General features: G+C 41.7%; 16 protein-coding genes. 10 read left to right on the top strand and 6 right to left on the bottom strand.

Annotation, left to right across the window (positions count from 1 at the left end; genetic code table 11):
• From W7W_RS22670 to W7W_RS0121400, 4 genes are all read right to left on the bottom strand, one after another.
• On the bottom strand, positions 1–400 hold a 400-nt coding region (locus tag W7W_RS22670; protein WP_010665655.1), incomplete at its 3' end, for a DUF6291 domain-containing protein.
• A gap of 90 nt (positions 401–490) precedes the next feature.
• Positions 491–802: a helix-turn-helix transcriptional regulator gene (locus W7W_RS0121410; RefSeq protein ID WP_010665654.1), complete on the bottom strand. Its 312-nt coding sequence runs from the start codon at positions 800–802 to the stop codon at positions 491–493.
• 178 nt (positions 803–980) lie between these two features.
• Complete coding sequence (locus W7W_RS0121405) at positions 981–1,742, bottom strand: hypothetical protein (protein WP_148660990.1); 762 nt, start codon at positions 1,740–1,742, stop codon at positions 981–983.
• A gap of 89 nt (positions 1,743–1,831) precedes the next feature.
• Positions 1,832–3,136, bottom strand: coding sequence for a site-specific integrase (locus tag W7W_RS0121400; RefSeq protein WP_010665652.1), 1,305 nt, complete (start codon positions 3,134–3,136; stop codon positions 1,832–1,834).
• 871 nt (positions 3,137–4,007) lie between these two features.
• On the opposite strand from W7W_RS0121400, the gene W7W_RS0121395 reads away from it, so the two are divergent.
• Positions 4,008–4,736: a FadR/GntR family transcriptional regulator gene (locus W7W_RS0121395; RefSeq protein WP_010665651.1), complete on the top strand. Its 729-nt coding sequence runs from the start codon at positions 4,008–4,010 to the stop codon at positions 4,734–4,736.
• A 151-nt stretch (positions 4,737–4,887) separates the two neighbouring features.
• On the opposite strand, the gene murQ is transcribed toward W7W_RS0121395, so the two are convergent.
• Together murQ and W7W_RS0121385 are read right to left on the bottom strand one after the other, a co-directional pair.
• Positions 4,888–5,721, bottom strand: a complete 834-nt coding sequence (gene murQ, locus W7W_RS0121390; protein WP_010665650.1) for an N-acetylmuramic acid 6-phosphate etherase — start codon at positions 5,719–5,721, stop codon at positions 4,888–4,890.
• A 41-nt stretch (positions 5,722–5,762) separates the two neighbouring features.
• On the bottom strand, positions 5,763–6,599 hold the full coding sequence (locus W7W_RS0121385) for a hypothetical protein (protein ID WP_010665649.1): 837 nt from the start codon (positions 6,597–6,599) through the stop codon (positions 5,763–5,765).
• Positions 6,600–7,169: 570 nt separating this feature from the next.
• Here W7W_RS0121385 and W7W_RS0121380 point away from each other — a divergent pair.
• The 9 genes from W7W_RS0121380 (at position 7,170) to W7W_RS0121335 (ending at position 24,093) form a co-directional block, all read left to right on the top strand.
• Positions 7,170–10,238 carry a golvesin C-terminal-like domain-containing protein gene (locus W7W_RS0121380; RefSeq protein ID WP_025007126.1) on the top strand — a complete coding sequence of 1,023 codons (3,069 nt, stop codon included), beginning with the start codon at positions 7,170–7,172 and terminating at the stop codon, positions 10,236–10,238.
• Positions 10,239–10,257: 19 nt separating this feature from the next.
• Positions 10,258–11,730 carry a glycosyltransferase family 2 protein gene (locus tag W7W_RS0121375; protein WP_025007127.1) on the top strand — a complete coding sequence of 491 codons (1,473 nt, stop codon included), beginning with the start codon at positions 10,258–10,260 and terminating at the stop codon, positions 11,728–11,730.
• Positions 11,731–11,732: 2 nt separating this feature from the next.
• Complete coding sequence (locus tag W7W_RS0121370) at positions 11,733–12,698, top strand: DUF4922 domain-containing protein (protein ID WP_010665646.1); 966 nt, start codon at positions 11,733–11,735, stop codon at positions 12,696–12,698.
• A gap of 12 nt (positions 12,699–12,710) precedes the next feature.
• A complete protein-coding gene (locus W7W_RS0121365; protein WP_010665645.1) occupies positions 12,711–14,045 on the top strand; it encodes a SpoIID/LytB domain-containing protein in 1,335 nt (444 codons plus the stop codon).
• A gap of 316 nt (positions 14,046–14,361) precedes the next feature.
• Complete coding sequence (locus tag W7W_RS0121360; RefSeq protein WP_010665644.1) at positions 14,362–16,824, top strand: glycoside hydrolase family 9 protein; 2,463 nt, start codon at positions 14,362–14,364, stop codon at positions 16,822–16,824.
• A gap of 48 nt (positions 16,825–16,872) precedes the next feature.
• Complete coding sequence (locus tag W7W_RS0121355) at positions 16,873–18,735, top strand: MFS transporter (RefSeq protein ID WP_010665643.1); 1,863 nt, start codon at positions 16,873–16,875, stop codon at positions 18,733–18,735.
• Between the two features lie 188 nt (positions 18,736–18,923).
• Positions 18,924–20,441, top strand: a complete 1,518-nt coding sequence (locus tag W7W_RS0121350) for a glycoside hydrolase family 10 protein (RefSeq protein ID WP_010665642.1) — start codon at positions 18,924–18,926, stop codon at positions 20,439–20,441.
• A gap of 238 nt (positions 20,442–20,679) precedes the next feature.
• Positions 20,680–22,128 carry a sodium:solute symporter gene (locus W7W_RS0121340; RefSeq protein WP_010665641.1) on the top strand — a complete coding sequence of 483 codons (1,449 nt, stop codon included), beginning with the start codon at positions 20,680–20,682 and terminating at the stop codon, positions 22,126–22,128.
• A 369-nt stretch (positions 22,129–22,497) separates the two neighbouring features.
• On the top strand, positions 22,498–24,093 hold the full coding sequence (locus W7W_RS0121335; RefSeq protein WP_029510719.1) for a beta-N-acetylhexosaminidase: 1,596 nt from the start codon (positions 22,498–22,500) through the stop codon (positions 24,091–24,093).
• Positions 24,094–24,229: the final 136 nt, after the last annotated feature.

The raw sequence follows: 24,229 nt of genomic DNA, 5'->3' as shown, positions 1-24,229 counted from the left end.
AACCATCATTAACAAAACTTAAATCATTATCGCAGATATCTTTTCCCTTATCCTTATCTTTATCTTTCTCCTTCTCTTTATCGGCTTTTTTGGGTTCGCTTGGGTTTTTTGGGTTTTCAATTAACCCAGTGGGTTTTTTGGGTTCGCTTGGGTTTTTCTTTGGTCTTCCTCCCTTGGTTCCGTTGCCTCTGTTCCTTTCAACTATGGCTTGATACTTTTTTTCATCTAAATGAAATTGATTTAAAAAGAACATGAAGGCCATTTTAATGTCTGGGTCGGTTTCGGTTGCTCCTTTGACTTGATATTCGTAAATAGCTCGAAAAAGTCTTCCCAGCTGTTCATCTGAAAGGTCTTTTATAGGCTCCCAAAAGCCCTTGTATAAGAGAAACCCGTCTTTCATTATCAATAACCTGTTATTGGTTGAAATATCCTTTCAATTATTTTAATTTTCCCGGTGTCGGGGTCAACTGCTACGCCGTAGGTGTTATCCTTAAGCATGGTTAACCTCCTTTTTCCTTATTAAGTTATCAATGTCCGATTTCCGGTAACGGACAAAGCGTCCCAGCTTTACAGGCTTAAGGAATTCTTTTTGCTCCCAGCGCCAAAGAGCTGTCCGGCTTATTTTGAGCAAGGCCATTGCTTCGTCAACCGTTAATAACTCTTCTTCATCTTTATCTTTCGGCTGATAATTAGCCAATACAGACTTGGCTACGCTGGTAGCAAATTCCTGAAGGTCTTTTGGAGTTACGGGAATACTTACATTTAAATTTCGTTCGTTAATTAGTGTTTGAATAGTTTCCATGTTTTCCAGTTTTTCAGTTATTTATTGTTGAACACAACAAAATTAGAAATGAAATATTATCGTAACAAATTGAAAGACAGTATTATATCTAAACTGTTTTAGATGAATTTAGATTTATGGCATAAAAAAAGGCCAAATTAATGGCCTTCAATTACTTATATTTTAGATGAGTTTTTCGTTAATTTCTGATTCCTGATTTTTTGTTAATAAAATAGCCTTCACTGTAACCAAGATTTTCAAGAATATCTATGATGTCACCGCCCGGGTTATCCTTAGTTCGAGAATTATCATAAAGTCTTTTCCCATCAGGAAGCATAAAGTAGTTATTCCACGTCCTATATTTGCCATGCCCATTGTCAATCATTCCTAAATGATCGCAAAATCTTATTGCCTCTGCAGGTGGACCTGTCCATACAATTTTGTTTTCCTCCTTCTCTGGTATCGATCCTTTGTTAATTGCATTGTTAAATCGTTCCGGGTTTTCATTGGAGATATATTTGCTATCTGCCAATTTTAGCATTAAAATAGAATGATCTTTTTTGAAAGTCTTTTCATATAGAAAGTCTAAATAATTAAGTAACTCAGATGCTTCCCCTATTTCCTTGGAGAAAGGAAGGTTTTCCAATTCATGAATTAAGTTGCTGGGCTCTTCTTTGGTTTCTTCCGGCTCCCTTAATCTGCTTTCTATGTGTAATACGTGGGTTTTTCCCGTTAGCAAACTTCGCTTAAAAATATCTTTGTATTGTTTGGTAATGTCATTGCCCAAATTTCTGCCAATAACTTCATCAAACAATACAGATCTGGCTTTGGGGTCGTTTTTCCTTTTTGCATTAACTTCTGCAATAGCCCATCGGATCGCAACAGGCAGTTTCTGAATTTCTTTTTTTGTGTTCTGAATTTCTTCTCTAATGAGTTCTTTTAACTCTTCATCATTTTCCATAAGATCAACAGATAAAAGGAAATTAAACATATTAGAGGTTCCAAACTTTTGCCTAAGGTGGTATATTAATTGAGAAGGTATTTTGTCCATTATCCTACAATTTTCAAATGATTAGCGTTCTTTGTCCAGTGCTGCTGTAATAGTTTAGCGTGTTCCTCTTCAGATACTTTCAGATATTTAAGAAAAGCTGATTCGCTTTTGTGACCAGTGATCCGCATAATTGACTGAGAAGGAAAGCCCGATTTGTATAAATTAGTGGCAAATGACCGCCGGGCCGTGTGGCTGGATACTAATTCCCACTTTTGCCGTTTTACAGTTCTTTTGATGCCTCCGCGGGTCTCTGAGATATGAAGCTCATCATTTAGTTCTGCCAGTTTTACAATTTCTTTAAGAAAGTCGTTTGTTTTTTGGTTGCTTATGGCCGCTGGAAGTTGACCTTCATATTTTTCCAGAATGGAAGTAACAACCGGGTGTAATGGAATTACAACCCTGTCACCTGTTTTGGATTGTATAACACGGATAAACCCGTCCTGAATATTTTCCGGCCTCACTCGTGAAAGGTCGCCAAATCTTAAGCCAGTCCAGCAACCGACCAAAAACAAATCTCTTACCCGTTCCAAATATGGCCTATTTGAAAGGTCAATTTGTTGAATGCGGCTCAATTCGGCTTCATTTAGATAGATGCTGTCTGTCTCTACCTGAATTTTAACAAAGCGGTGTGATTTGTACCGCAGATTTGTATTAATTCCGTCCTCCGTTGCTTTGTTAAGAAATACTTTCAGGTTTTTAATAAATTTCCCAACTGTATTTCCGGCATAGTATTTCGGCTCTTTTTTGGATCCGATATCTTTTGTCTGTAAAAAAGTTATCCAGTCGTTGTAAAAATCCAAATCAATATCCTGAAAGTCTATTTTCCGACCACCGGCAAATTCTTTGAGTAGTTCAAACGTCCGTATGTAATCGCGCTTTATACGGTAGTGTAATGGCTGGCCAGTTTTGGGGTTTAAGCTGTGTTCTGATTGTTCTATAAAGTGGGCAATGTAATCAAACAAAGTGACGGGCTTTTTCTCAAAGTTCTCCGGGTTCCTGAATTTCTCAATACATTCAGAAAGCCATTCTTTGGAAAATTGCCCGCCTCCCTGGTAATCTTTTAGGATGTGCCTCTCCAATGCTTCCAGCTGGTTTTTATAGAAGTCTCTTTCTTTGAAGTCTCCGGAATTGGAAATCTTTGCACGGGTTGTCCGTGCTTTCTGGTTCCAAAATTTTGGGGGGATGCTTAGATGAGTTTTTGAATAGATGTCCTTTTGACTATCCCGAAGCCTTACCCGTATATTAACAGGTTTTTTGGAAGTGTCGCTTAGTTGTGTGCGAATAAAAAATTTTAATGAAGCCATCCTTTAAGCAGTTTAGAATTTACACAAACAAAGATATGAAATAGGGTGCAACTTTACAATATTTGCACCCTATTTGCATTCACAAAATGAAAAGTAAAGAAACCAAGCGAAAAAACAGAATATTATCAAATGCCTCTATATTGTTGCATCCTATGGTGTTTTTCGATGATTTAAGCACTTGCAAAAAACATCTTTGTTTCACAAAATAAGTCCTCCCGGGATCACAGAAAGGCCACAGCAAAATGATTTAATTTGCTGTGGCCTTTATTGTATGGTTGAATCTGGAATTTTTCTATAGGATCCTTTTTGGGGATGATTTTTATAGTTGAGATAAGATTTTCCTGGAGTCTTCATCCTTTTTTTTAACAATATTTATCAATGTTGTTTTATGAGATAATTTGTTAGAAGGAAGGAGTTAGTCATAATGATGTGTTAATATTGGAATTAACGAAGATTATGGCTCGCTTTTTCAACCGAGTTGAGAAAGTTGCGAAAATGCGGTGTGATCATACATCCTATGTCGGTTAAAAGTAAAAGTTCACTTTATTCACTACAAAAACGAAAGAAAAGACCTATATTTGTATGTTCTTTAGTGAGATTAGTGTCTTTCTCTTTTTTTTGTTTTTACCGGGTTTTATTCTTAAATTATCGTAGTGAGGTGTTCATGCAGGTCGAATTTGGTGAGGACACTTTGATTTTGCAGATGGTTTGATGTTTTTATAGGTGATTTGTGACTTTTTCTTTTTGGAAAGGTTTACTTAAATTTTCACTGGTTGATTTGTTTTGATTGGCATTTTGTGTGCTGCAAGGTTTAGTAATGTTTAAGCATAAGGGTTTAGCATATAGTTGTATATAATATTAAATGGTTTAAATGGACGATATTTTTAGCAAGATAGGTACTACGCAAACCTTAAGTCAGAAGATCGAAAGAAAAGTTGAAGAGGCTATCCGGCAGAAGAAACTGCTTTCGGGAGCCAAGTTGCCTTCTGAAAAGGAACTTTGCGAACTCTTTGGAGTTAGTAGAACGGCACTTAGGGAGGCATTGAGGCGTTTAAGTGCCCGTGGTTTGATAGAGATTAGAAAAGGAAGTGGGATGTATGTGTCTGAGATAAAGATAGAGGATGCAATTAAATCTCTTAATCTATACTATGACCTGAGTTTCGATTCCGATCTTATTTCTCAGATTATTGATGTTCGTCGTATTTTTGAGCCGCAAATTTCACGACTGGCTGCGAGGAATAGGACAGATGAGGATATAAAAATTCTGGAACAGATAATTGAAGAGCTCGTAAGTTGTGATCCCGACAACACTCAGCAGGAAGTGGATATCATCAACCGTTTCCACATGAGCCTGGCCAAATCAACCGGGAATCCAATTATTATAATTAGTCTGGAGCCCATTTATTCTCTTTTACCCCGTATGCGTAATTTTATTTATGCGAATGTTGAAGGAGAAAAAGAATTTACTATTGAGGCCCAGAAAAAAATTCTGGAGGCGGTTAAGGAGAGGGATGAAGATGATGCTTTTGCTGAAACAGAAAAGCTTGTGATTAGGAATCATGAAGTATATGAGCGTTATCTTAAAAAAGTTTTTAAATAACCACCGTGGCTTCACTACTGGAAATTATTTTTCCTGATACTTTAAAACTTGCCTGATGACCAGGCAAGTTTGATTCATCGCTTTCATTGACTCCACAGATAGTAGCAGTTGATAACAGGAAGTATGGAAATAAATGTGGCGGCCAATGATTTTATTTTTTGGTTTTGTTGTGTGCATCAATGGCCTTTTTTACGGAACCATTTTTAATCAGGAGTGCCTGAGCATCTTCTTTTTTCAGACCAAGTTCTTCCATTAGCATTATGGTTCCTCTCTGAATTAATTTTTTGTTGGTCAACTGCATATTAATCATTTTGTTTCCCTTTACTTTACCCAGCTTTATCATCAGGGTGGTTGTTATCATGTTGAGAATCATCTTCTGAGCGGTTCCTGCTTTAAGACGGGTGCTGCCAGTAATGAATTCAGGTCCTACAATTGCTTCAATAGGAAATTCTGCAGCTTTGGCAATCTCAGAATTCGGATTGCAGGTGATGCAGCCTGTGAGTATTCCGCTTTTTCTTGCTTCCATGATGCCACCTATGACATAGGGGGTGGTTCCTGAAGCTGCGATCCCAATAACTGTGTCTAGCTGGGTTATGTTATGTTTGTTGAGTTCCTGCCAGGCCATTTTGGGATCATCCTCTGCATCTTCCACGGCATTCCTTAGTGCAATATCGCCTCCTGCAATTAATCCGATTACCAATGTGTCAGGGACACCAAAGGTGGGGGGGAGTTCAGATGCATCCAGTACGCCCAGGCGGCCGCTTGTCCCTGCTCCAAGGTAAAATACTCTTCCTCCTTTTTTCATTCTTTCCACAATTCGAACGATTAATTTTTCAATTTGTGGCAATGCTTTTTTTACCGCTTCATGTACTTTTGCGTCTTCCCGGTTGATGTTTTGAATCAGGTCGGCGACTTCCATTTTTTCAAGATTTTGAAATCTGGAAGGTGATTCTGTAATGCTCAGGGTATATTTATTATCCGACATTTCTTTTGTTCTTTTTGAGGTTCTTTACTTGTATGATGAGGTTATTTGAGATGGAAATCAATTAATCCGTCTATTGGATCTTTAATAATTGTTCCTCGTTTTAATTGGTGCTTTTCAAGAATTTCATACAACAGATCTTTGAAGTAGTAGGCTATGCTGCCGGTAAAATGCACTGGTAGTTTTGTGGCCATCTGGTATTGTAATATGTTTCTGGTTATGAATTCTTCAAAGGATGCAAGTACCAGTTTTTGTAGGGAAGGTTCACTGATGTGTTCAGCGATAAATCTTGTAAAACCTGCTGCGTATCGGTTTGGAAAGGGTTTTTTGTAGATGTTATTCAGAATATCAATGCTGTCTGTTTTATATTTGTTAAAGAATTTGTTACAAACATGTTCAGGGAGTTGTTTTTTCAGGATGTCTGAAAGTAGCTTTTTGCCAATAACTGCACCGCTGCCTTCATCTCCAAGAATAAATCCCAGGGGAGGTGTGTTTTCGATGACCTCTTTACCATTGTAATGACATGAGTTGGAGCCGGTTCCTAAAATGCACGCAATTCCTTCGGTAGTCCCACACAGTGCGTGGGCGGCGGCCATGAGGTCGCTTGCCACCTCTATGGTTGATGCACAGAAGAAATTGTTGAGCGCTCCGTATGCAACTTTGCTGATAACCGGATTGCTGCATCCGGCACTATAAAAATAGATAGCTTCGAAATTTCTTTGTGAGGATGTAAAATCCTTTTCGAGCGCCTTTATAATAGTATCTTCATCCTGGTAGAAAGGGTTTATTCCTGGTGTTTGAATTAGTTCTTTCTTTCCTGTTTTTTTGTCCAGGAGGCACCATGTTGTTTTGGTTGATCCGCTGTCGGCCACTAATATCATAATAGAATGATGTATTATAGGTTGTGTTTTTGAGTTTTTGTTCTTGATGGATTATGGATTCTCTTATATAATTCCATTGGTTTAAGATCCCTGTTTGTTGTTGTTTTTGTTAAACGCAAATATATAAAAAAAGTTTGGTTTTTGATATTATATAAGATGTATTACAAATTTTTGTTTCTTGAAAAAATGTTTCTACATTTGAAAACAAAAATTGACAGTCTTTTATGTTGAGTGAGTCTCTTGAGCTTGATAAATCGTTTATAGTTATGTTTTTAGTGGCTTGTTGAGGGTTGATTTTGATTCAGGAGCTGGTCGTTTTTTCCTGAGGCGGGTGAATTTAGATGTATTTATTCAATTTCCTATAAGGTAGTCTGGACTTCAGCAGAAGTCAGTTTGTTTGAATAGACGTTCTGAAATCGGATGTTGGACAAAATAACAGAACCGATGATTTTAAACACAATGAAACGAGCATGGAACTTTGATTCTTTAAAGATGCCACAAAAGTGCAATTTTTAAAAGGATTTCGAGATCCATCTGACTTTAAGAAGTAAATTTTATAAGGATGAAAAGATGAAGAATTTTTTGATACTTAAGAGTGTGTTAATTCTTATATTATTAATGGTTTTTCCATTTGAATTGATTTCTCAGTCGGAAAGAAAAGAACACCGGCTGGAAAATAAAGCGATGAAAAGAATCAATGAAAGATTTGATCTTTTACATCCGTATCAGTACATGGGGCCAATGCATGTTGATTCAGTTGAAGTAAATGCATCCGATGAAGAACTGGATGTTTTTCTTTCTCCCAATGTTGCAATGATTCCGGTAAGAGAGGCATGGATAACTTCTTTGAAATACGCTCTTAGAAATCTTACAGGCAGGAGGTTCAAAGATTATGAAATTCAATTGTTTTGTAAGGGGGAGACTCTTGAAAAATATGTTCCGTTGTACTTCAGGGAACATATTTCGGTGGACTCCTTCCGGATGAAAGATATAGGATTAAGAGATCCCCTGGTAAAAAGGGTAAATCAGGGAGTTTTTAACTCTGGATTGACCAATCACAATATTGCTTTGTGGGCGAGTCATGGTTATTATTATGAGTCAGAACTGGATCGGTGGGAATGGCAAAGAGCCAGGTTGTTTGGAACCGTGGAGGACATTTACCCATTTGCTTTTACGCGCAATTATCTTGTGCCTATGTTGGAGGATGCCGGGGCGAACGTTTTTGTGCCCAGGGAAAGAGATACTCAAATTCATGAAGTCATTGTAGATAATGATGGGGCATCTGGAGGAAGTGAGATAATCATAGGCAAGGGAATCCGTCAAATAGAGAGCTCTGGCGAAAAAGGTTTTGCCATTAAGGATACTTTATTTAATGGAGATAATCCTTTTAAAATGGGAACCTGGATGCAAGTTCAAGCTTCGGATGAAAATTCTTCAAGCATCACCTATTTACCCAATATTCCTGAAGCAGGGGAGTATGCTGTTTATGTTTCGTATGGGAAAATAGAGAGCGCACTTGACAATGTTTCATATCGTGTTAATCATTCTGGAGGGAGTACCCGGTTTTTACTTAATCAGCAAATGGGTTACGGGACTTGGGTTTACCTTGGAACTTTCCACTTTTCCAAAGGGAAAAATATACAATCGGGATCTGTCGTGATAGAAGTTCCATCCAATTCCATCGGGGTGGTGACAACTGATGCCATTCGCTTTGGCGGAGGGATGGGCAATGTTGCCAGGCGTCCCGAAGAGTCTTATACCAAAAGAAAATGGTCACTGGATGATAATCATGCGGAAAATTCAGAGGTGGAGATAAACGATTCGGTATCCTACGTTTATAAGCTAAGTGGCAAGCCACGGTGGATGGAAGCCGGAAGGTATTGGTTACAATATGCAGGAGTGCCTGATTCAATTGTTTACAGCCTAAATGAGCAAAAGAATGACTACAACGATGATTATCAGTCGCGAGGTGAATGGGTGAATTACCTGATGGGCAATCCCAACGGGCCTACCAAAGCGACTGAATGCCAGGGGTTGAATATTCCGATTGATCTGGCCTTTGCTTTTCATACAGATGCCGGAACTACCCCGGGAGATTCCGTTGTCGGAACGCTTGGAATTTACAGTTCAGTTACGAATGAAGGCCGGTTTCCGGATGGAAAATCAAAACTGGCCAGTCGCGACTTGACAGATTTGGTTCAATCTCAAATTGTGTCTGATATCAGATTAACCTTTAACGATGAATGGACGCGCCGGGCCATGTGGGACAAACAGTATTCCGAAGCTTATCGGCCTAATGTGCCCACCATGTTGCTGGAGTTGTTGTCTCACCAAAACCTGGCTGATATGAAATACGGGCTTGATCCCCGGTTTCAATTTACCGTTGCCAGAGCTATATATAAAGGGATGGTGCGCTTCCTGTCAGTGCGAGAGGGGAGCCTGGCGATCATAAAGCCTCTGGCTCCCGATCATCTTTCTCTGACACACCCAGGAGGAAAAAGTGTAAGATTAAGCTGGAGACCTGTAATGGATCCTCTGGAAGAGAGTGCAGTTCCTTCCGGCTACAAGGTTTACCAAAGAATTGAAGGCAATGGTTTTTCCAATGGGGTGTTTACTTCAGATACATCGATGGTTCTTGAATTACCTGATTGGGATACTATTTATAGCTTTAAGGTTACTGCTTTAAACGAGGGAGGAGAGAGTTTTCCGTGCGAAACATTGTCTGTATCACTGAACTCCTCTTCTGATGATTTGGTCTTGGTAGTCAACGGATTTGACCGAGTGGGGCCACCCGCATTTGTGGATGGAGAAACTGCCGGAGTAGCATGGTGGGAGGATGAAGGTGTACCCAGGAACAGAGATATGAGCCACACAGGCAAACAATACGATTATGACCGCTCCTCTCCGTGGCTTGATGATGACAGTCCGGGGCATGGAGCCAGTCATGCCGACATGGAAGGGAAAATAATTCCCGGTAATAACTTCGACTTTGTATTTACACACGGAAAAGCGATCCGCGATGCCGGTTATTCCTTTGTTTCGGTAAGTGATGAAGTGTTTGCTTCTGATGGTTTTGAGGTTGAACCTTACAAAGCTGTTGATTTGCTCTATGGCGAAGAGAGAGGGACCGAATCTCTATTCAACTCAGATGAAAAACAATACAGGCTTTTTTGCCAGGGAACAAGGGAGGTATTGAAAAAATACCTCTTGTCCGGAGGAAATGTCCTGATCTCCGGAGCATACATAGGCACTGACGCTGTGGAAAACAATGATTCAACCACCATCGAATTTTTAAAAGAAGTTTTGCACTTTCGTTGGATGACCAATCATGCTGACAATGTGGGAAATCTGAAAGTGACAGATAAAGCTTCTTCTCTGTTCCTGCCATCGCTCAGCTATAATGTAGAATATCATCCCGATATTTATAAAGTTGAATCGCCCGACGGCATTGAGCCCGTGGGAGACGATGCTTTCAGAATTTTCAGGTACGATGGTAACAATGTCTGTGCAGGAGTAGGCTTTTCAGGCGATTATCAGAGTGTTATCCTTGGGTTTCCCTTTGAAGCCATTCCATCAGAAAAGAAGAGGGCTGAATTGATGAAACAGATCTTACAGTTTTTTCAGAATGAGAATAATTAAAAACGAAAAAAATCAAGATATGCATAACAAGATTTCATGTTTTTTGCCGGTGGCCGAACCGGCCGATCTTAAGCAAACCATTGATGAACTGAAAGCAGTTGGTCTGGTTGACGGAATTTATGTAATGATCACCCCTGAAAGTAAGGGAGCAGAGTTGCCGGAAGGCGTTGACTCGTTTGAAGTGCCGGTTCTTAATTCCACTCATATGGTGAAAGAAATAGCAAAAAGAGCTGAGGCTTCTTCACATGTTTTGCTGTATGCCAAATCGCTTCCTTTGAAATTGGGTGCTTTGTCCCTGGAACGCATGATTCAGGCTGCTGAATATACCGGGGCGGGAATGATCTACTCCGATTACTTTGCATTGAAGGAAGGTAATAGGATGCAAAATCCGGTAATTGATTATCAGGACGGAAGTTTAAGAGACGACTTTAACTTTGGTTCGTTGCTGCTTTTCCCGTCGGCAGTGGTAAAAGAAGCCGCAGACAAAATGAAAGCCGACTATAAATTTGCGGGACTGTATGACCTTCGACTCAAAGTGTCTCAGAATCATAAGCTCTTCCGTTTGCCGGAATTTCTATATACCGAAATGGAAACGGATACACGTAAATCAGGGGAAAAGATTTTCGACTATGTGGATCCTAAAAACCGGGACGTTCAGATTGAAATGGAAGTTGCCTGTACCGAACATCTAAAAGCTATAGGCGGATATCTTAAGCCGGAATTCGAAGAAGTAAAGTTTGATGAATCGGATTTCCCGGTGGAGGCCTCAGTGATTGTTCCGGTGCGTAATCGCGCCAAAACCATCGAAGATGCGGTAAGATCTGTTTTCAGCCAAAACACTTCGTTTAAATTCAATTTAATTATTGTCGACAACCATTCGGATGATGGGACAACCGACATATTGAAAAAACTGGCGGATGAAGACGATCGTTTGATTCATGTTATTCCCGATCGCAAAGACCTTGGCATTGGAGGCTGCTGGAATATGGCCATTATGCATGAGTCTTGTGGTAAGTTCGCCATCCAGCTTGATAGTGATGACTTATATGCTGATGACTCCGTTATGCAAACTGTTGTTGATGCATTTTATGAACAAAACTGCGCTATGGTAATCGGTTCCTATCAGATGGTGAATTTTAAACTGGAAGAGATACCTCCCGGATTGATCGACCACAAAGAATGGACCCCCGATAATGGGCGGAACAATGCTTTGCGCATCAACGGACTGGGTGCTCCCCGTGCTTTTTATACGCCTGCGTTGAGAGAAATCCGGGTGCCTAATGTGAGCTACGGAGAAGACTACGCAGTAGGATTGGCGATTTCACGTGATTATCAAATCGGACGCATATACAGGTCACTTTATATGTGTCGCCGCTGGGAAGATAACTCAGATGCTTCTTTGGATATTGTTAAAATGAACAACCATAATTTGTACAAAGACAGGGTGAGAACCATGGAATTGTGGGCCCGGATTGCTAAAAACAGAAAGTAGATATGTCGAAAGATGTTTCCATGAATGCCTCTTTGCAGGAAAAAGTTGATCAACTGATTGATGAACAGATGGTCAACTGGCCAATGGCCAAAGGGAATTATGAAGGGTTGAGTGAAGTAAAAATTCGTTCTCTTGAATTTGGTTCTGCGACAGAGATGAGAGTGCAGTTCAATCCAGCACGCATCAGGTCTTCAGCTGCCAAAGTGGATGCCAAATCTATTCAGGAACGGAAATGTTTTCTTTGCGAGGACAATTTACCTCCGGAACAAAATAAAGTGGCTTTTCGGGATGATTACCTCATTTTGGTGAATCCCTTTCCCATCTTTCCAAGGCATCTTACCATTCCTCATGTGAGGCATACCGACCAGCGTATCAAAGGAAGGTTGTCGGATATGATGATGCTGGCCCGGGAACTCCCTGGATTCGTTCTTTTCTATAATGGCCCCAGATGTGGTGCCAGTGCTCCTGATCATTTTCACTTTCAGGCGGGCAATAAAGGCTTTATGCCCATTGAGGAAGAGTTTCAGCTTCATCCACGAAAGTCATTGTTGATTGATCGCAGGGATGTACGTGTATTCTGCGTGGATAACTATTTGCGTAAGACGTTGGTTTTTGAAGGAGAGCAACCCGATGAGATAGAATGTTGGTTTAACCGGGTTTACCGTTTTCTGGATACAATTCAACGAAATGAGGAGGAACCTATGCTTAATATTCTGTGTTCGTGGGATAAAGGCACCTGGCGTTTGGTTGTGTTTCCCCGTCAGGGACACCGTCCGCGTCAGTTTTATGCTGAAGGCGGGGAGCAAATTGTGTTGAGCCCGGCTTCTGTTGATTTTGGGGGAGTCCTCATTACGCCAAGAGAGGAAGATTTTGAAAAATTAAACACCGATCTTGTAGAGGATATCTTTAAGCAGGTAACCTTGAATAAAAACGACTGGGAATTGGTAAAGAAGATATTTCAAGAATAAAATCTGAAGATTATGCAACCTAATATAGAAGTAGGGGTGCTTTTTGCGCCTGAATTTTCATTTTTGTTGGATGGGGATTATAAGTTGAAGGCCACCGGTGAAGTGGTTGAGGGTAAAGGTGAAGCTTTCCTGGAGGATGGAACCATTACCATAATGATCAATGGAGAGGCCATTTCATCCGACTTGCCGGTAGAATTTGAACCTGTGAATTATGAGGAGGCCAGCTTTGAACTGAAAGATGTGGTGATTGGAATTAATTTTCACTGGGAACGAAAAGAAGACCAGCGGTTTAAGGGGACATTGCGCATCATTAGTGAGGATGGGCATTTAACCGCGGTTAACCGGCTTCCGATGGAGGATTACCTGGTAAGTGTTATATCTTCCGAGATGAGTGCTACATCTTCACCGCAGCTGTTGCGGGCCCATGCTGTAATTTCGCGCAGTTGGTTGATGGCACAGAAGGAAAAAGAGCAAAAGCTGAAAGAGACCGGAACCTACGAAACGGTTATCGAAAGAGAAGGCGAAAAGATCAAATGGTACGACCGGGAGGATCACATCAACTTTGACGTTTGTGCCGATGATCACTGTCAGCGATATCAGGGAATAACCAGGGCTTCTACTAAAGAAGTGGAGGCGTCCATTGCTGATACTTTCGGAGAAGTATTAATCTACGATAATGCAATCTGCGATGCCCGGTTCTCTAAAGCTTGCGGAGGTATTGCCGAAGTTTTTGAGAATGTTTGGGAGCCTGTCAATCACCCATACCTCACCAAGGTGATTGACAATGATTTTACACCCGAGGGCTTCAAGTTGGATTTAAAGCAGGAAGATGCTGCTCAGGAGTGGATTACCGGTAATCCCCCGGCTTTCTGTAATACTCAGAATAAAGAAGTGCTGTCGCAGGTGCTTAACGATTACGATCAGGAAACCGCCGATTTTTACCGTTGGAGAGTAACTCTGAGTCAGGAAGATGTGAAGCGGCTTTTAAAGAAGAAAATTGATTTGGACCTGGGAGATGTTATGGATCTGATTCCGGTAGAGCGGGGTGAATCTGGTCGCCTGATTCGCCTTAAAATTGTTGGAACCAAAGGAGAATTGACCATTGGAAAAGAATTGGAAATCCGTAAAGCGCTATCAGAATCTCACCTTTACAGCTCTGCTTTTGTGGTTGAGAAAGAAGCGGGAGAAGGGGGCCTTCCAAAGTCTTTTACTCTGATTGGTGCAGGTTGGGGCCATGGTGTTGGTTTGTGTCAGATTGGAGCTGCGGTGATGGGAGCTAAAGGTTATTCCTATCAGGAGATTTTGACTCATTATTTCAGAGGGGCTGCGTTGGAAAAGCGTTATTGATTTCCTTATTTGTAGGTCGAAGCTGATGCGGATGTCAGATCCCTTCGCTGACGCGGATTTGCAATCCGCGTCTTAATAGTTCAGGATTTGTATTCCTGTTTAAAAGAAATCAAAAATCTAAATTTTTACCCAAAAGTGGATTGCATATCCACTTTTAAGAGAAGGTGCGAATTACCGCTCGGCTCTGACGCTTTGTTAAGCAAAGAAATCCGCACCAGCGAGGTGGTAGATTGTAGTTGAAATCAGTTTCGCACCAGCGAGGAGAAACGAAAAGTGCATCATATGTTAGCCATAAACTAATTAACAATCAGTCATTATGAGTCTGAAACGAATTTTACTTCCGGTTGCGATTTATTGTCTTTCTACAGGTACCCTGCTTGCAGAAGGGTGGATTCGTGTAAATCAGCTTGGGTATATTCCCAATACGCCTAAAGTGGCAGTAATGATTTCAGATGAAGCAGTTTCGCCGGAAAGTTTCCAGGTAAAGGCCTCGGGATCGGGGGAGGTTGTTTTTAGTGGAACCCCACGAATTGAAGACGGTTCTGTGTGGGGCATGAAAACGGCTTTTAGACTCAGTTTTTCAGAGGTGACTCAACCGGGAAATTATTTTATCGAATCTTCAGAATTTCGTTCACCTGAATTCCGCATCGGATATGACGTTTATGAAGGGGCGGCTGATTTTCTACTGAACTATATGCGACAGCAGCGATGTGGATACAATCCGTTTTTGAAAGACAGTTGTCATGTGCACGATGGCACCATTGTGGATCATCCCGAAAAAAGCGGTGAATATATTGATGTGCATGGTGGCTGGCACGATGCTTCTGACTATCTGCAATACACCAACACTTCGGCCAACGCGGTTTTTCAAATGTTGTTTGCATATGAAAAGAATCCCGGAGTCTTTAAGGATGTATACGATGCCAATGGACATAAAGGCCCCAATGGTCGGCCCGATGTGTTGGATGAAACCGTTTGGGGATTGGAGTGGCTCATGCGCATGAATCCTGCACCCGGGGAGATGTACAATCAGATTGCAGATGACCGGGATCATGCAGGTTACCGGTTGCCAAATATGGACTCAGTGGACTATGATGTCCCGATAGGAAGACCTGTTTATTATGTTACAGGCAAGCGACAGGGGTTGGGCCCGCACCTGAATCGTACCACCGGAGTTGCTTCTACGGCTGGTAAATTTGCTTCTGCCTTTGCACTGGCTGCTAAAGTTTTTAAGGAGGAACATCCTGGTTGGGCTGCCGAGATGCTGCAAAAAGCAAAAGAGGCTTTATCTTTTGGGGAACAGTTTCCCGGAGCTGTACAGACCGCCTGTTATGTTTCGCCTTATTTTTATGAAGAGCAGAACTATGTGGATGACATGGAGCTGGGAGCTTCTGCGTTAGCTTTTGCCGAGAATGACAGCCTGGAAAAATGGCTGGAAGTCGGTGATTTCTGGGGAGAGGTGGAGCCCGTTACGCCCTGGATTGAATTTCACGGGGCTCGCCACTATCAGTTTTATCCATTTGTGAATGTGGGGCATTACATGATGGCCAGCCAGGGCAATGAGCATTTACAAAAGAAATATACAGACTTTATGAGGAAAGGGTTGTTGGCTTTGGAAAAAGAAGCAGCCTCCGATCCGTTCAGGATTGGCATTCCCTTTATTTGGTGTTCCAACAATTTGGTGACGGCCGCTTTGACCCAGGCCAGATTGTATCACGAAGTATCCGGGGATCAGCAGTTTTTGGAAATGGAGGCTGCTTTGCGTGACTGGCTGTTTGGTTGTAATCCCTGGGGCACGGCGATGATTTGCGAATTTCCAGGGGTTGCGGACGCTCCAACTCAGCCGCATTCTGCTTTTCCTTTGTTGCTGCAGGAAAATACCGTTGGCGGTTTGGTTGACGGACCTGTTTATAAAACCATATTTGAGGGTCTGAGAGGGGTTGGTTTATTGGAAGAGGACGAATATGCACCTTTCCAAAACGGGAAAGCAGTTTATCACGATGATATTGGCGATTACTCCACGAATGAACCAACTATGGACGGCACCGCATCTTTGGTTTATTACCTGTCGTCGATGGAAACTTACAATACACCTGAATTAGATAGAGATTCACAAGGTGCGGTTGTCCGTTTGGATGCGACCCAACCTTTGGTCTATCTTGTATTTCCTGCGGATGAGTATTTCGAAGGGGCTTCTCATATTTTGGGTGTTTTGGAGCAAAGGGATGTGAAGGGCTCTTTCTTTCTTACCGGTAATTGTTTAAAAAAGCCGGGAAACTCAGAGGTAATCGCTCGTATTATTGGCTCAAACCACTATCTTGGACCTCATTCCAATGATCACTTATTATATGCAGATTGGGAGAAAAGAGATTCTTTACTGGTTTCTTACGAGCAATTTAAAAACGATTTGGAGGAGAATCTTAAAGCCATCGAAGAAAAAGGGGTTTCCAGAAAAGTTGTCCGGTGGTTTATGCCGCCTTATGAATGGTACAACAGGGACATTGTTGCCTGGAGCAGAAATTATGGAATGCAGGTAGTGTCGTTTACTCCGGGTATTGGCACCAATGCCGATTACACAACTCCAGATATGCCGAATTACAAAAGCAGCCGGGAATTGCTTGAAAGGCTCTGGAGTTTTGAAGAAGAGAATGGTCTGAATGGGACCTTGTTATTGATGCACCCTGGGGTGCATGTCGACAGGGAGGATAAATTTTACAATTATATTGGAGATATTATAGATGAGCTTCGAAGTCGTGGCTATCGATTTGAGAAATTATAAATGTGCGATCACGGTCGTATCGGGCGTGACAGATAAACTTTTGGTACTATGGGTTCAAAAAACCGTTCACCCTGGAGTTGGGTGCCTACTCTTTACTTTGCGCAAGGTATTCCTTATGTAATTGTGATGACCGTTTCGGTCATTATGTATAAGCGCCTGGGGATATCTAATGCCGATATTGCTTTGTACACCAGTTGGCTTTATCTGCCATGGGTCATTAAACCGCTGTGGAGTCCGGTGGTGGATCTGCTGAAGACCAAACGTTGGTGGATTGTGATCATGCAGATACTGGTGGGTGCAGGATTGGCTGGTGTGGCCTTTACCATTCCTGTGCCTGATTTTTTCCAATATACGCTGGCATTTTTCTGGCTGTTGGCATTCAGTTCGGCTACGCATGATATTGCTGCTGACGGGTTTTATATGCTGGCGCTGGATGAACACAAACAGGCCTATTTTATCGGAATTCGCAGTACCTTTTACCGCGTTGCGATGATTACCGGACAAGGATTACTCATTATCCTGGCCGGGTTTTTTGAAACTCATACAGGACTGGATCCCATCGAGTTTACCGTGCATGCCAGGCCCGATCAACCGGCTGAAATTAGGGTTCCTGAATTCGGGAAGGAAGTCAAAAGTGATGAAATGGCATTTGTGCTGACTTCTGATGATTTTCAGATTCCTACCAAGAAAGCAGAAAGAGCGACCATTGATAGTCTCATTCAATGGACAGAAAGCGAAAACCTTGCCAATGGTTTTGTATTGCCAGAAAAGTCAAAAGAGGTGAAGCAAGACGATGGATTGTTTGCCACCTATGTGTCCGGTCCTCTAAAGGAGAAGCTGAAGTCTGCTTTTGGGAGGGATGAGGTGGTAGAATCTACATTAAATCCCGGGAATATTGGAATTGTGGGTGTGCGGTTAACCAAAAAACCTGAAACAGGTGAAACAGTTGTCCTGAATACCGGTATTCGCAGAGGCGATGAGAGTATTAAGTTAATAGAAGGAGAACGCATTGAGGTAAATCCCTCTAACTGGCAGGAGACGGCCTGGGTAGTGGTTCAGCTGGATTCCAAACTGGACGAGGCAACGACTGCTTTTTACGAGGGGCGTTCGGGTAATATTCCTTTGGCCTGGACCATTACTTTTGTGATTCTGGCTGGTATGTTTTTGGTATTTTTTCTTTATCATCGGTTTATCTTGCCACGTCCTGCATCAGACAATGCCACTGTTCATGCAGAAGGTGAAAACCTGTTTTCTGAATTTTTTGCCACTTTCAAATCTTTTTTTACCAAAGAGAATATAGGTCCTGCACTGGCATTCCTCTTGTTGTTCCGTCTGGGAGAGTCTCAAATTGTAAAGCTTGCTTCTCCGTTTATGCTGGATGCACGCGAAGTGGGTGGTTTAGGACTAACCACCGGAGATGTAGGCCTCATATACGGTACAATCGGAATCCTTGCCCTTACCCTGGGTGGTATTCTGGGTGGTTTGGTTGCCTCTAAGCACGGACTCAAATTCTGGCTTTGGCCAATGGCTTTTGCAATGAATTTGCCCAACCTTGTATTTGTGTATCTCTCATATACTACTCCACAGAGCATGTGGCTCATCTCTGCATCTGTAGCTGTTGAGCAATTTGGATATGGATTTGGTTTTACTGCGTATATGCTGTACATGATCTATTTTGCGGCCGGTAATCATAAAACTGCCCATTATGCTATTTGTACAGGACTCATGGCTCTTGGCATGATGATTCCGGGAATGATTTCTGGTTGGATCCAGGAAATTGTGGGCTATGAGAATTTCTTTATCTGGGTTGTGATATGTACCATCCCCGGTTTTATTGTTCTTAAGTTCCTGAAAATTGATCCCACTTTTGGTATTAAGAAGAGCCCCCTAAATCCCCCAAAGGGAGAATAGCCCCCTAAATCCCCCTGGAGGGGGACTGTGGGGATGAGGTTAAATTATCATATGTGAAAAATAAATTTCTGAGGATTTGTCCTAAATAAAATCTCAAAACAGGCCTTCTAAGCTTTCAGACCCTTTTTGAAGTCTCCCTTGGGGGGATTTAGGGGGCTTGTTTATAGGGGGCCAATATCCATAATACTATGTTACGTAAACTAACACTTCTTTTCATCCTGTCGCTTTTTGTTGCTTCACTGCAAGCCAGAGAATATCCAAAGCGCGAGATGCGCGCCATCTGGATTGCCACAGTGGCAAATATAGACTGGCCTTCGAAATCCGGGCTTTCTGTTGATATTCAACAAGACGAAATGCTGGAGCTGTTTGATCTGGCCAAGGAATACAATCTCAATACAATAATATTTCAGGTTCGTCCATCCACCGATGCTTTTTATCCATCCGATCTGGAGCCATGGTCGCAGTGGCTTACCGGAGAGCAGGGGCAGGCTCCTGAACCATATTACGATCCGCTGGAGTTTGCCATCGAAGAGGGGAGAAAGAGGGGACTTGAGATACATCTCTGGTTAAACCCTTACCGGGCCGTGGTTGATACAGCAAAAGCTTCCATTGCTGTGGATCATCCCGTTAATCAACATCCCGGGTGTTTTGTAACTTATGGTAAAGCAAGGTATTTCAATCCCGGTTTGCCTGAGACCCGCAATCATGTGGCAACGGTGGTGGCTGACGTCCTGAAAAGATATGATGTGGATGCCCTTCATTTTGATGATTATTTCTATCCATATCGTATTTCCGGGGAAGAGTTCCCTGATCAGAAAGCATTTGAAATGTATCCCCGCGGTTTTACAACCGACCAAAAGGATGATTGGCGTCGGGACAATGTGGACCTGATTATTGAGCAATTGCATGACACCATAGAACATGTAAACCCATCTGTAGCCTTTGGAATCAGTCCTTTCGGGGTTTGGCGCAACCAATCGGTGGATCCAAAAGGGTCTGCCACCAGAGCCGGACAAACCAATTATGATGATTTGTATGCCAATATCCTGCGCTGGCAAGAGGAAGGATGGATTGATTATATTACACCACAGATATACTGGCACATTGGGAAAGAGGTGGCCGATTATGCCATAATTGCCGATTGGTGGAGTAAAAATGCCCTCGGGTGCCGGCTTTACATCGGACAGGCTTTTTACCGCATCAATAGGGATTCAAAAGATCGGGAATGGCGCTCTTCCCGGCAGATTCTTAAGCAAATTAACCTGAATCGTACTTATCCCAATATCGATGGGAGTATGTTTTTCAGTGCGAAATCGCTGCGCAATAATCCCCGCAGATTAAAGGAGAAATTGCTGAGAAGAGCTTTTCGTTATGAAGCTTTACCTCCTGTTAACCCCAGAGTAGCACAAGTGACTCCTGAGGTCCCACAAAATCCGGAAATCAAGTTGGTGGGTGATTCTATTCAGATGACCTGGGAACCGGGATCCAATAATGAAACTTTTGTTGTCTATAAGTTTAAGCGAAGGAAACAGGCCAATACCGGGAATCCTGAGAATATTTTTGCCGTTACCGGTGGCAATGAAATGACGTTTGAAGTGTCTTGTAAAACACATCCCCGAAAGTATTATTTTGTGATTTCGGCCATGAGTCATACCAATTTAGAGTCGGTTACGGAGTTTTTTAAAGATGTAAGTCTAAAGAAATAAATCTTAGGTTAAGGTTGAGAAGTGAGACACAGTCTCTGCGGTGTTTGGCAAGAGGCAGCCACCAGAGTCCAAATTTGATGTCATTCTGAGCTTGTCGAAGAATCTTTTTGTTTGATATACAGATGTTTCGCTTACGATCAACATGACAAGCCATTAATGTTTTGTACTTTTGAGACAGCTTCCTTTTTTAATCTTAACCACAGCCTCAATCTCATTCTCAATCTCATTACTAAAAACTATGAGCACATCACTTGTTTTACTGGTCATTCTGGGCTTTTTTACAGCCTTGTTTCTAATATCCTGGTTTTCTTCACGCAACAGTGATAGCGAGACCTTTTTTACAGGGAATCGAAAATCGCCCTGGTATCTTGTGGCTTTTGGAATGATTGGAGCCACCATTTCGGGCGTCACCTTTATATCTGTTCCGGGTGAAGTTGGCAACAGTGGCTGGAGCTATTTCCAGTTTATCCTGGGTAATTTTGTGGGTTACTGGATTATTGCTCTGGTGCTTTTGCCACTTTACTATAAGCGTAATTTGGTTTCGATTTATACTTATCTCGATCAACGGTTTGGACTGAGATCCTACAAAACAGGGTCTTTCTTTTTCATTGTATCCCAGACGATTGGAGCTTCTTTTAGGCTTTACCTGGTTGCCGGGGTTTTGCAGATTTCCTTTTTCGATGCGCTTGGGGTTCCCTTTTGGGTAACAGTGCTTACCACCATAACACTCATCTGGCTTTACACCTTCAAGGCAGGTATTAAAACCGTTGTCTGGACCGATACTCTGCAGACTTTTTTTATTTTGCTGTCGGTGATTGTGACCATAGTCGTTATTCTTCAGCAACTGAATATGAGTTTTGGAGAGATGGTTCAGGCTATTGACCATCATCCCCATAGTGAAATTTTTGACTGGGACTGGCGTTCGGGCACAAACTTTTTTAAGCAGTTTATTGCAGGAATAGGTATTACCATTGTGATGACCGGCCTGGATCAGAATATGATGCAGAAAAACCTAACCTGTAAAAACCAGAAAGAGGCTCAGAAGAACCTTTTTTGGTTCAGTCTGGCATTTGTCTTAACCAACCTGATGTTTCTGGGTCTCGGGGTAATGCTTTATCATTATGCCGCAGATATGGGCATTGAATTGCCTCAACGAACGGATGATGTTTTTCCGCTTCTGGCCATAAAATATTTTGGAACGGTCGTGGGAGTGTTCTTCCTGTTGGGGATAACAGCTGCAGCTTATTCCAGTGCCGATTCGGCCCTTACAGCATTGACCACTGCGTTTTGCATAGATTTTCTTAAAGTTGATCCCAAATTACCTTCCACCGAAAAAATGAGGATCAAAGTGCATATAGCTTTCTCCTTCATTATGTTTCTGGTAATTGTGGCTTTCCGGATTATTAACGATGAGAGTGTTGTGAACTCAGTTTTTACAGCTGCCGGATATACTTATGGGCCTCTGCTTGGGTTGTTTACATTTGGTATTCTGACAAAGCGCAGCACCAGAGACCGGTTTGTCCCTTTTATTAGCGTGCTCTCTCCCATATTGTGTTACATTATCAGTTCCAATTCGGAACAATGGCTCGGAGGCTATAAATTTGGTTTCGAACTGTTGATGCTTAATGGACTTTTGGTGTTTTTAGGACTGCTGATGTTTTCAAGACGAAAAGATAGTGAATCTTGATTTGTCAGGTTTTCAATTTATTTAGTACTAGTGCCAAGTCAAGTGAAGAATATCGGGTAAGCCGCCGCTATTTTTCACCTTATGCAAATCAACAAAAAAGTAAGCATAGCCATAGCTACGTGAGTCTTTTTTTTGAGAAGCACAAGGTAGAAAGAGCAAGGTTTGGCCCGTCAGACTATGCTTGACTTGACACTAGTGTTCTAACAGTGGTTTTTTCAGTGTGTCGGAGGCAGACTGTTAGATCCGGGAGTAGTATATATTTTTAATCGGCTGAAACGAGCATGGCAACGATTGCTATGAGAGAGCATTTATAAGTTCTTGCATGCGAGTTCCATCCGACCTTAATAAACAAATTTTAAACGGATGAAAATGAAGTTTTTATTTTTTGCAATCTTGACTTTGGGCGGGGTGTTATTATTTGCGCCTTCCTGCAAGAAGGCATATCCTACTACGGATATGTCAATAAACAGTGTGATTCCCAGACCCGACTCGGTGGCTGCAACAAGTGGTACATTTGTTTTGGACGATGGCACCTCCATTTACGTTCAGAGTGGAAACGAGAGGTTAATGAAAAATGCCATTTTTCTGGCCGAAATGCTGAGAAATGCTACAGGGTTTGAAATAGAAATAAATGAAACAAATCGTAAACCCCGGGAGGGCAATATTTTTTTGACCATAGTGGAAGAAAAAGAAAACAACCCTTCGAATGAGTTTTACGAACTTAGTATCACAGAAAAGTTAGTGACCATTGCCTCCTCTGGAGAAGAGGGAAACTTTTATGGAATTCAGACCCTTCGTCAATTGTTGCCCTCAAACATTGAGACTGAAGGAATATTTGAGGAACCGCTGCTTTTACCCACTGGAACCATTATAGATTCGCCTCAATACGGTTATAGAGGTGCAATGCTTGATGTTGCTCGTCACTTTTTTGATGTTGAGTCGGTTAAGCGTGTTGTTGATTATCTGGCTTTGTATAAAATGAATGTTTTGCATCTTCACCTTACTGATGATCAGGGTTGGCGTATTGAAATAGAATCATGGCCGAATCTTACCAGTCATGGAGGCAGCACGGAAGTGGGAGGTGGCGAAGGAGGTTATTTTTCAAAAGAGGATTATAAGGAGATTGTCCGGTATGCTGAAGAGCACTATATTATGATTGTACCGGAAGTAGATATGCCTGGTCATACTAATGCAGCTTTAGCCTCTTATCCTGAATTGAATTGTGATGGAAAAGTGACAGAGCTTTATACAGGCATAAAGGTAGGATTCAGTACCCTGTGTACCGATAAAGAAGTGGTTTATGAATTTGTAGATGATGTGGTTCGTGAAATTTCAGAAATTACCCCCGGACGCTATTTTCATATCGGAGGTGATGAATCTCATTCCACGAAACAAGACGATTATGTTTATTTTGTAAATCGTGCCAGAGAGATTGTTAAATCCTATGGTAAGCAAATGATTGGATGGGATGAGGTAGCTCACGCCGACATTAACTCAGAAGATGTGGTTCAGTTTTGGGCCAGGGAAAAGAATGCTTCGATGGGTGTTAAAAAAGGGGCTAGCATCATAATGTCGCCTTCAAAACATGCCTATATGGATATGAAGTACGATTCTACCACTGTACTAGGTTTGACCTGGGCCGGATTTACAGAAGTGGATGATGCCTATATCTGGTCTCCGGATACACTTATCGACGATATTAATTCAAAGGATATTTTAGGAGTTGAAGCACCTTTGTGGTCTGAAACAGTAGAGGACCTGGATGACGTGGAGTTTTTGATTTTTCCAAGATTGCCAGGTTATGCCGAGGTTGCGTGGACAGATCCTTCAAAGAGATCCTGGGATGAATATAAAGAACGACTGGGTCGCCATGAAAATCGTTTCAAAGCACTTGGGATTGACTTTTATCAATCTCCTTTGGTTCCATGGCAGGACGAACATGATTTTTTTGTTGAGAAGGAATAAATTAATAAGAAAGTAGGATGGTTTATTTTCTGCTCTTTTATTAGTTGTGATAAAATCTTACTGATATTGAGCTTTTAAAAATAAATCGTTATCAAAATAATTATTGATGAAACGAGCATGATATTTTTTAAGCATA

Origin of the sequence: Marinilabilia salmonicolor JCM 21150 (assembly GCF_000259075.1) — a bacterium.
GTDB lineage: Bacteria > Bacteroidota > Bacteroidia > Bacteroidales > Marinilabiliaceae > Marinilabilia > Marinilabilia salmonicolor.
This window is presented reverse-complemented; position numbering and strand designations above follow the sequence as displayed.

Coding starts and splice junctions, on each gene's coding strand:
- W7W_RS0121410 (WP_010665654.1), bottom strand. CDS start 802: ATGGAAACTATTCAAACACTAATTAACGAACGAAATTTAAATGTAAGT.
- W7W_RS0121405 (WP_148660990.1), bottom strand. CDS start 1,742: ATGGAAAATGATGAAGAGTTAAAAGAACTCATTAGAGAAGAAATTCAG.
- W7W_RS0121400 (WP_010665652.1), bottom strand. CDS start 3,136: ATGGCTTCATTAAAATTTTTTATTCGCACACAACTAAGCGACACTTCC.
- W7W_RS0121395 (WP_010665651.1), top strand. CDS start 4,008: ATGGACGATATTTTTAGCAAGATAGGTACTACGCAAACCTTAAGTCAG.
- murQ (WP_010665650.1), bottom strand. CDS start 5,721: ATGTCGGATAATAAATATACCCTGAGCATTACAGAATCACCTTCCAGA.
- W7W_RS0121385 (WP_010665649.1), bottom strand. CDS start 6,599: ATGATATTAGTGGCCGACAGCGGATCAACCAAAACAACATGGTGCCTC.
- W7W_RS0121380 (WP_025007126.1), top strand. CDS start 7,170: ATGAAGAATTTTTTGATACTTAAGAGTGTGTTAATTCTTATATTATTA.
- W7W_RS0121375 (WP_025007127.1), top strand. CDS start 10,258: ATGCATAACAAGATTTCATGTTTTTTGCCGGTGGCCGAACCGGCCGAT.
- W7W_RS0121370 (WP_010665646.1), top strand. CDS start 11,733: ATGTCGAAAGATGTTTCCATGAATGCCTCTTTGCAGGAAAAAGTTGAT.
- W7W_RS0121365 (WP_010665645.1), top strand. CDS start 12,711: ATGCAACCTAATATAGAAGTAGGGGTGCTTTTTGCGCCTGAATTTTCA.
- W7W_RS0121360 (WP_010665644.1), top strand. CDS start 14,362: ATGAGTCTGAAACGAATTTTACTTCCGGTTGCGATTTATTGTCTTTCT.
- W7W_RS0121355 (WP_010665643.1), top strand. CDS start 16,873: ATGGGTTCAAAAAACCGTTCACCCTGGAGTTGGGTGCCTACTCTTTAC.
- W7W_RS0121350 (WP_010665642.1), top strand. CDS start 18,924: ATGTTACGTAAACTAACACTTCTTTTCATCCTGTCGCTTTTTGTTGCT.
- W7W_RS0121340 (WP_010665641.1), top strand. CDS start 20,680: ATGAGCACATCACTTGTTTTACTGGTCATTCTGGGCTTTTTTACAGCC.
- W7W_RS0121335 (WP_029510719.1), top strand. CDS start 22,498: ATGAAGTTTTTATTTTTTGCAATCTTGACTTTGGGCGGGGTGTTATTA.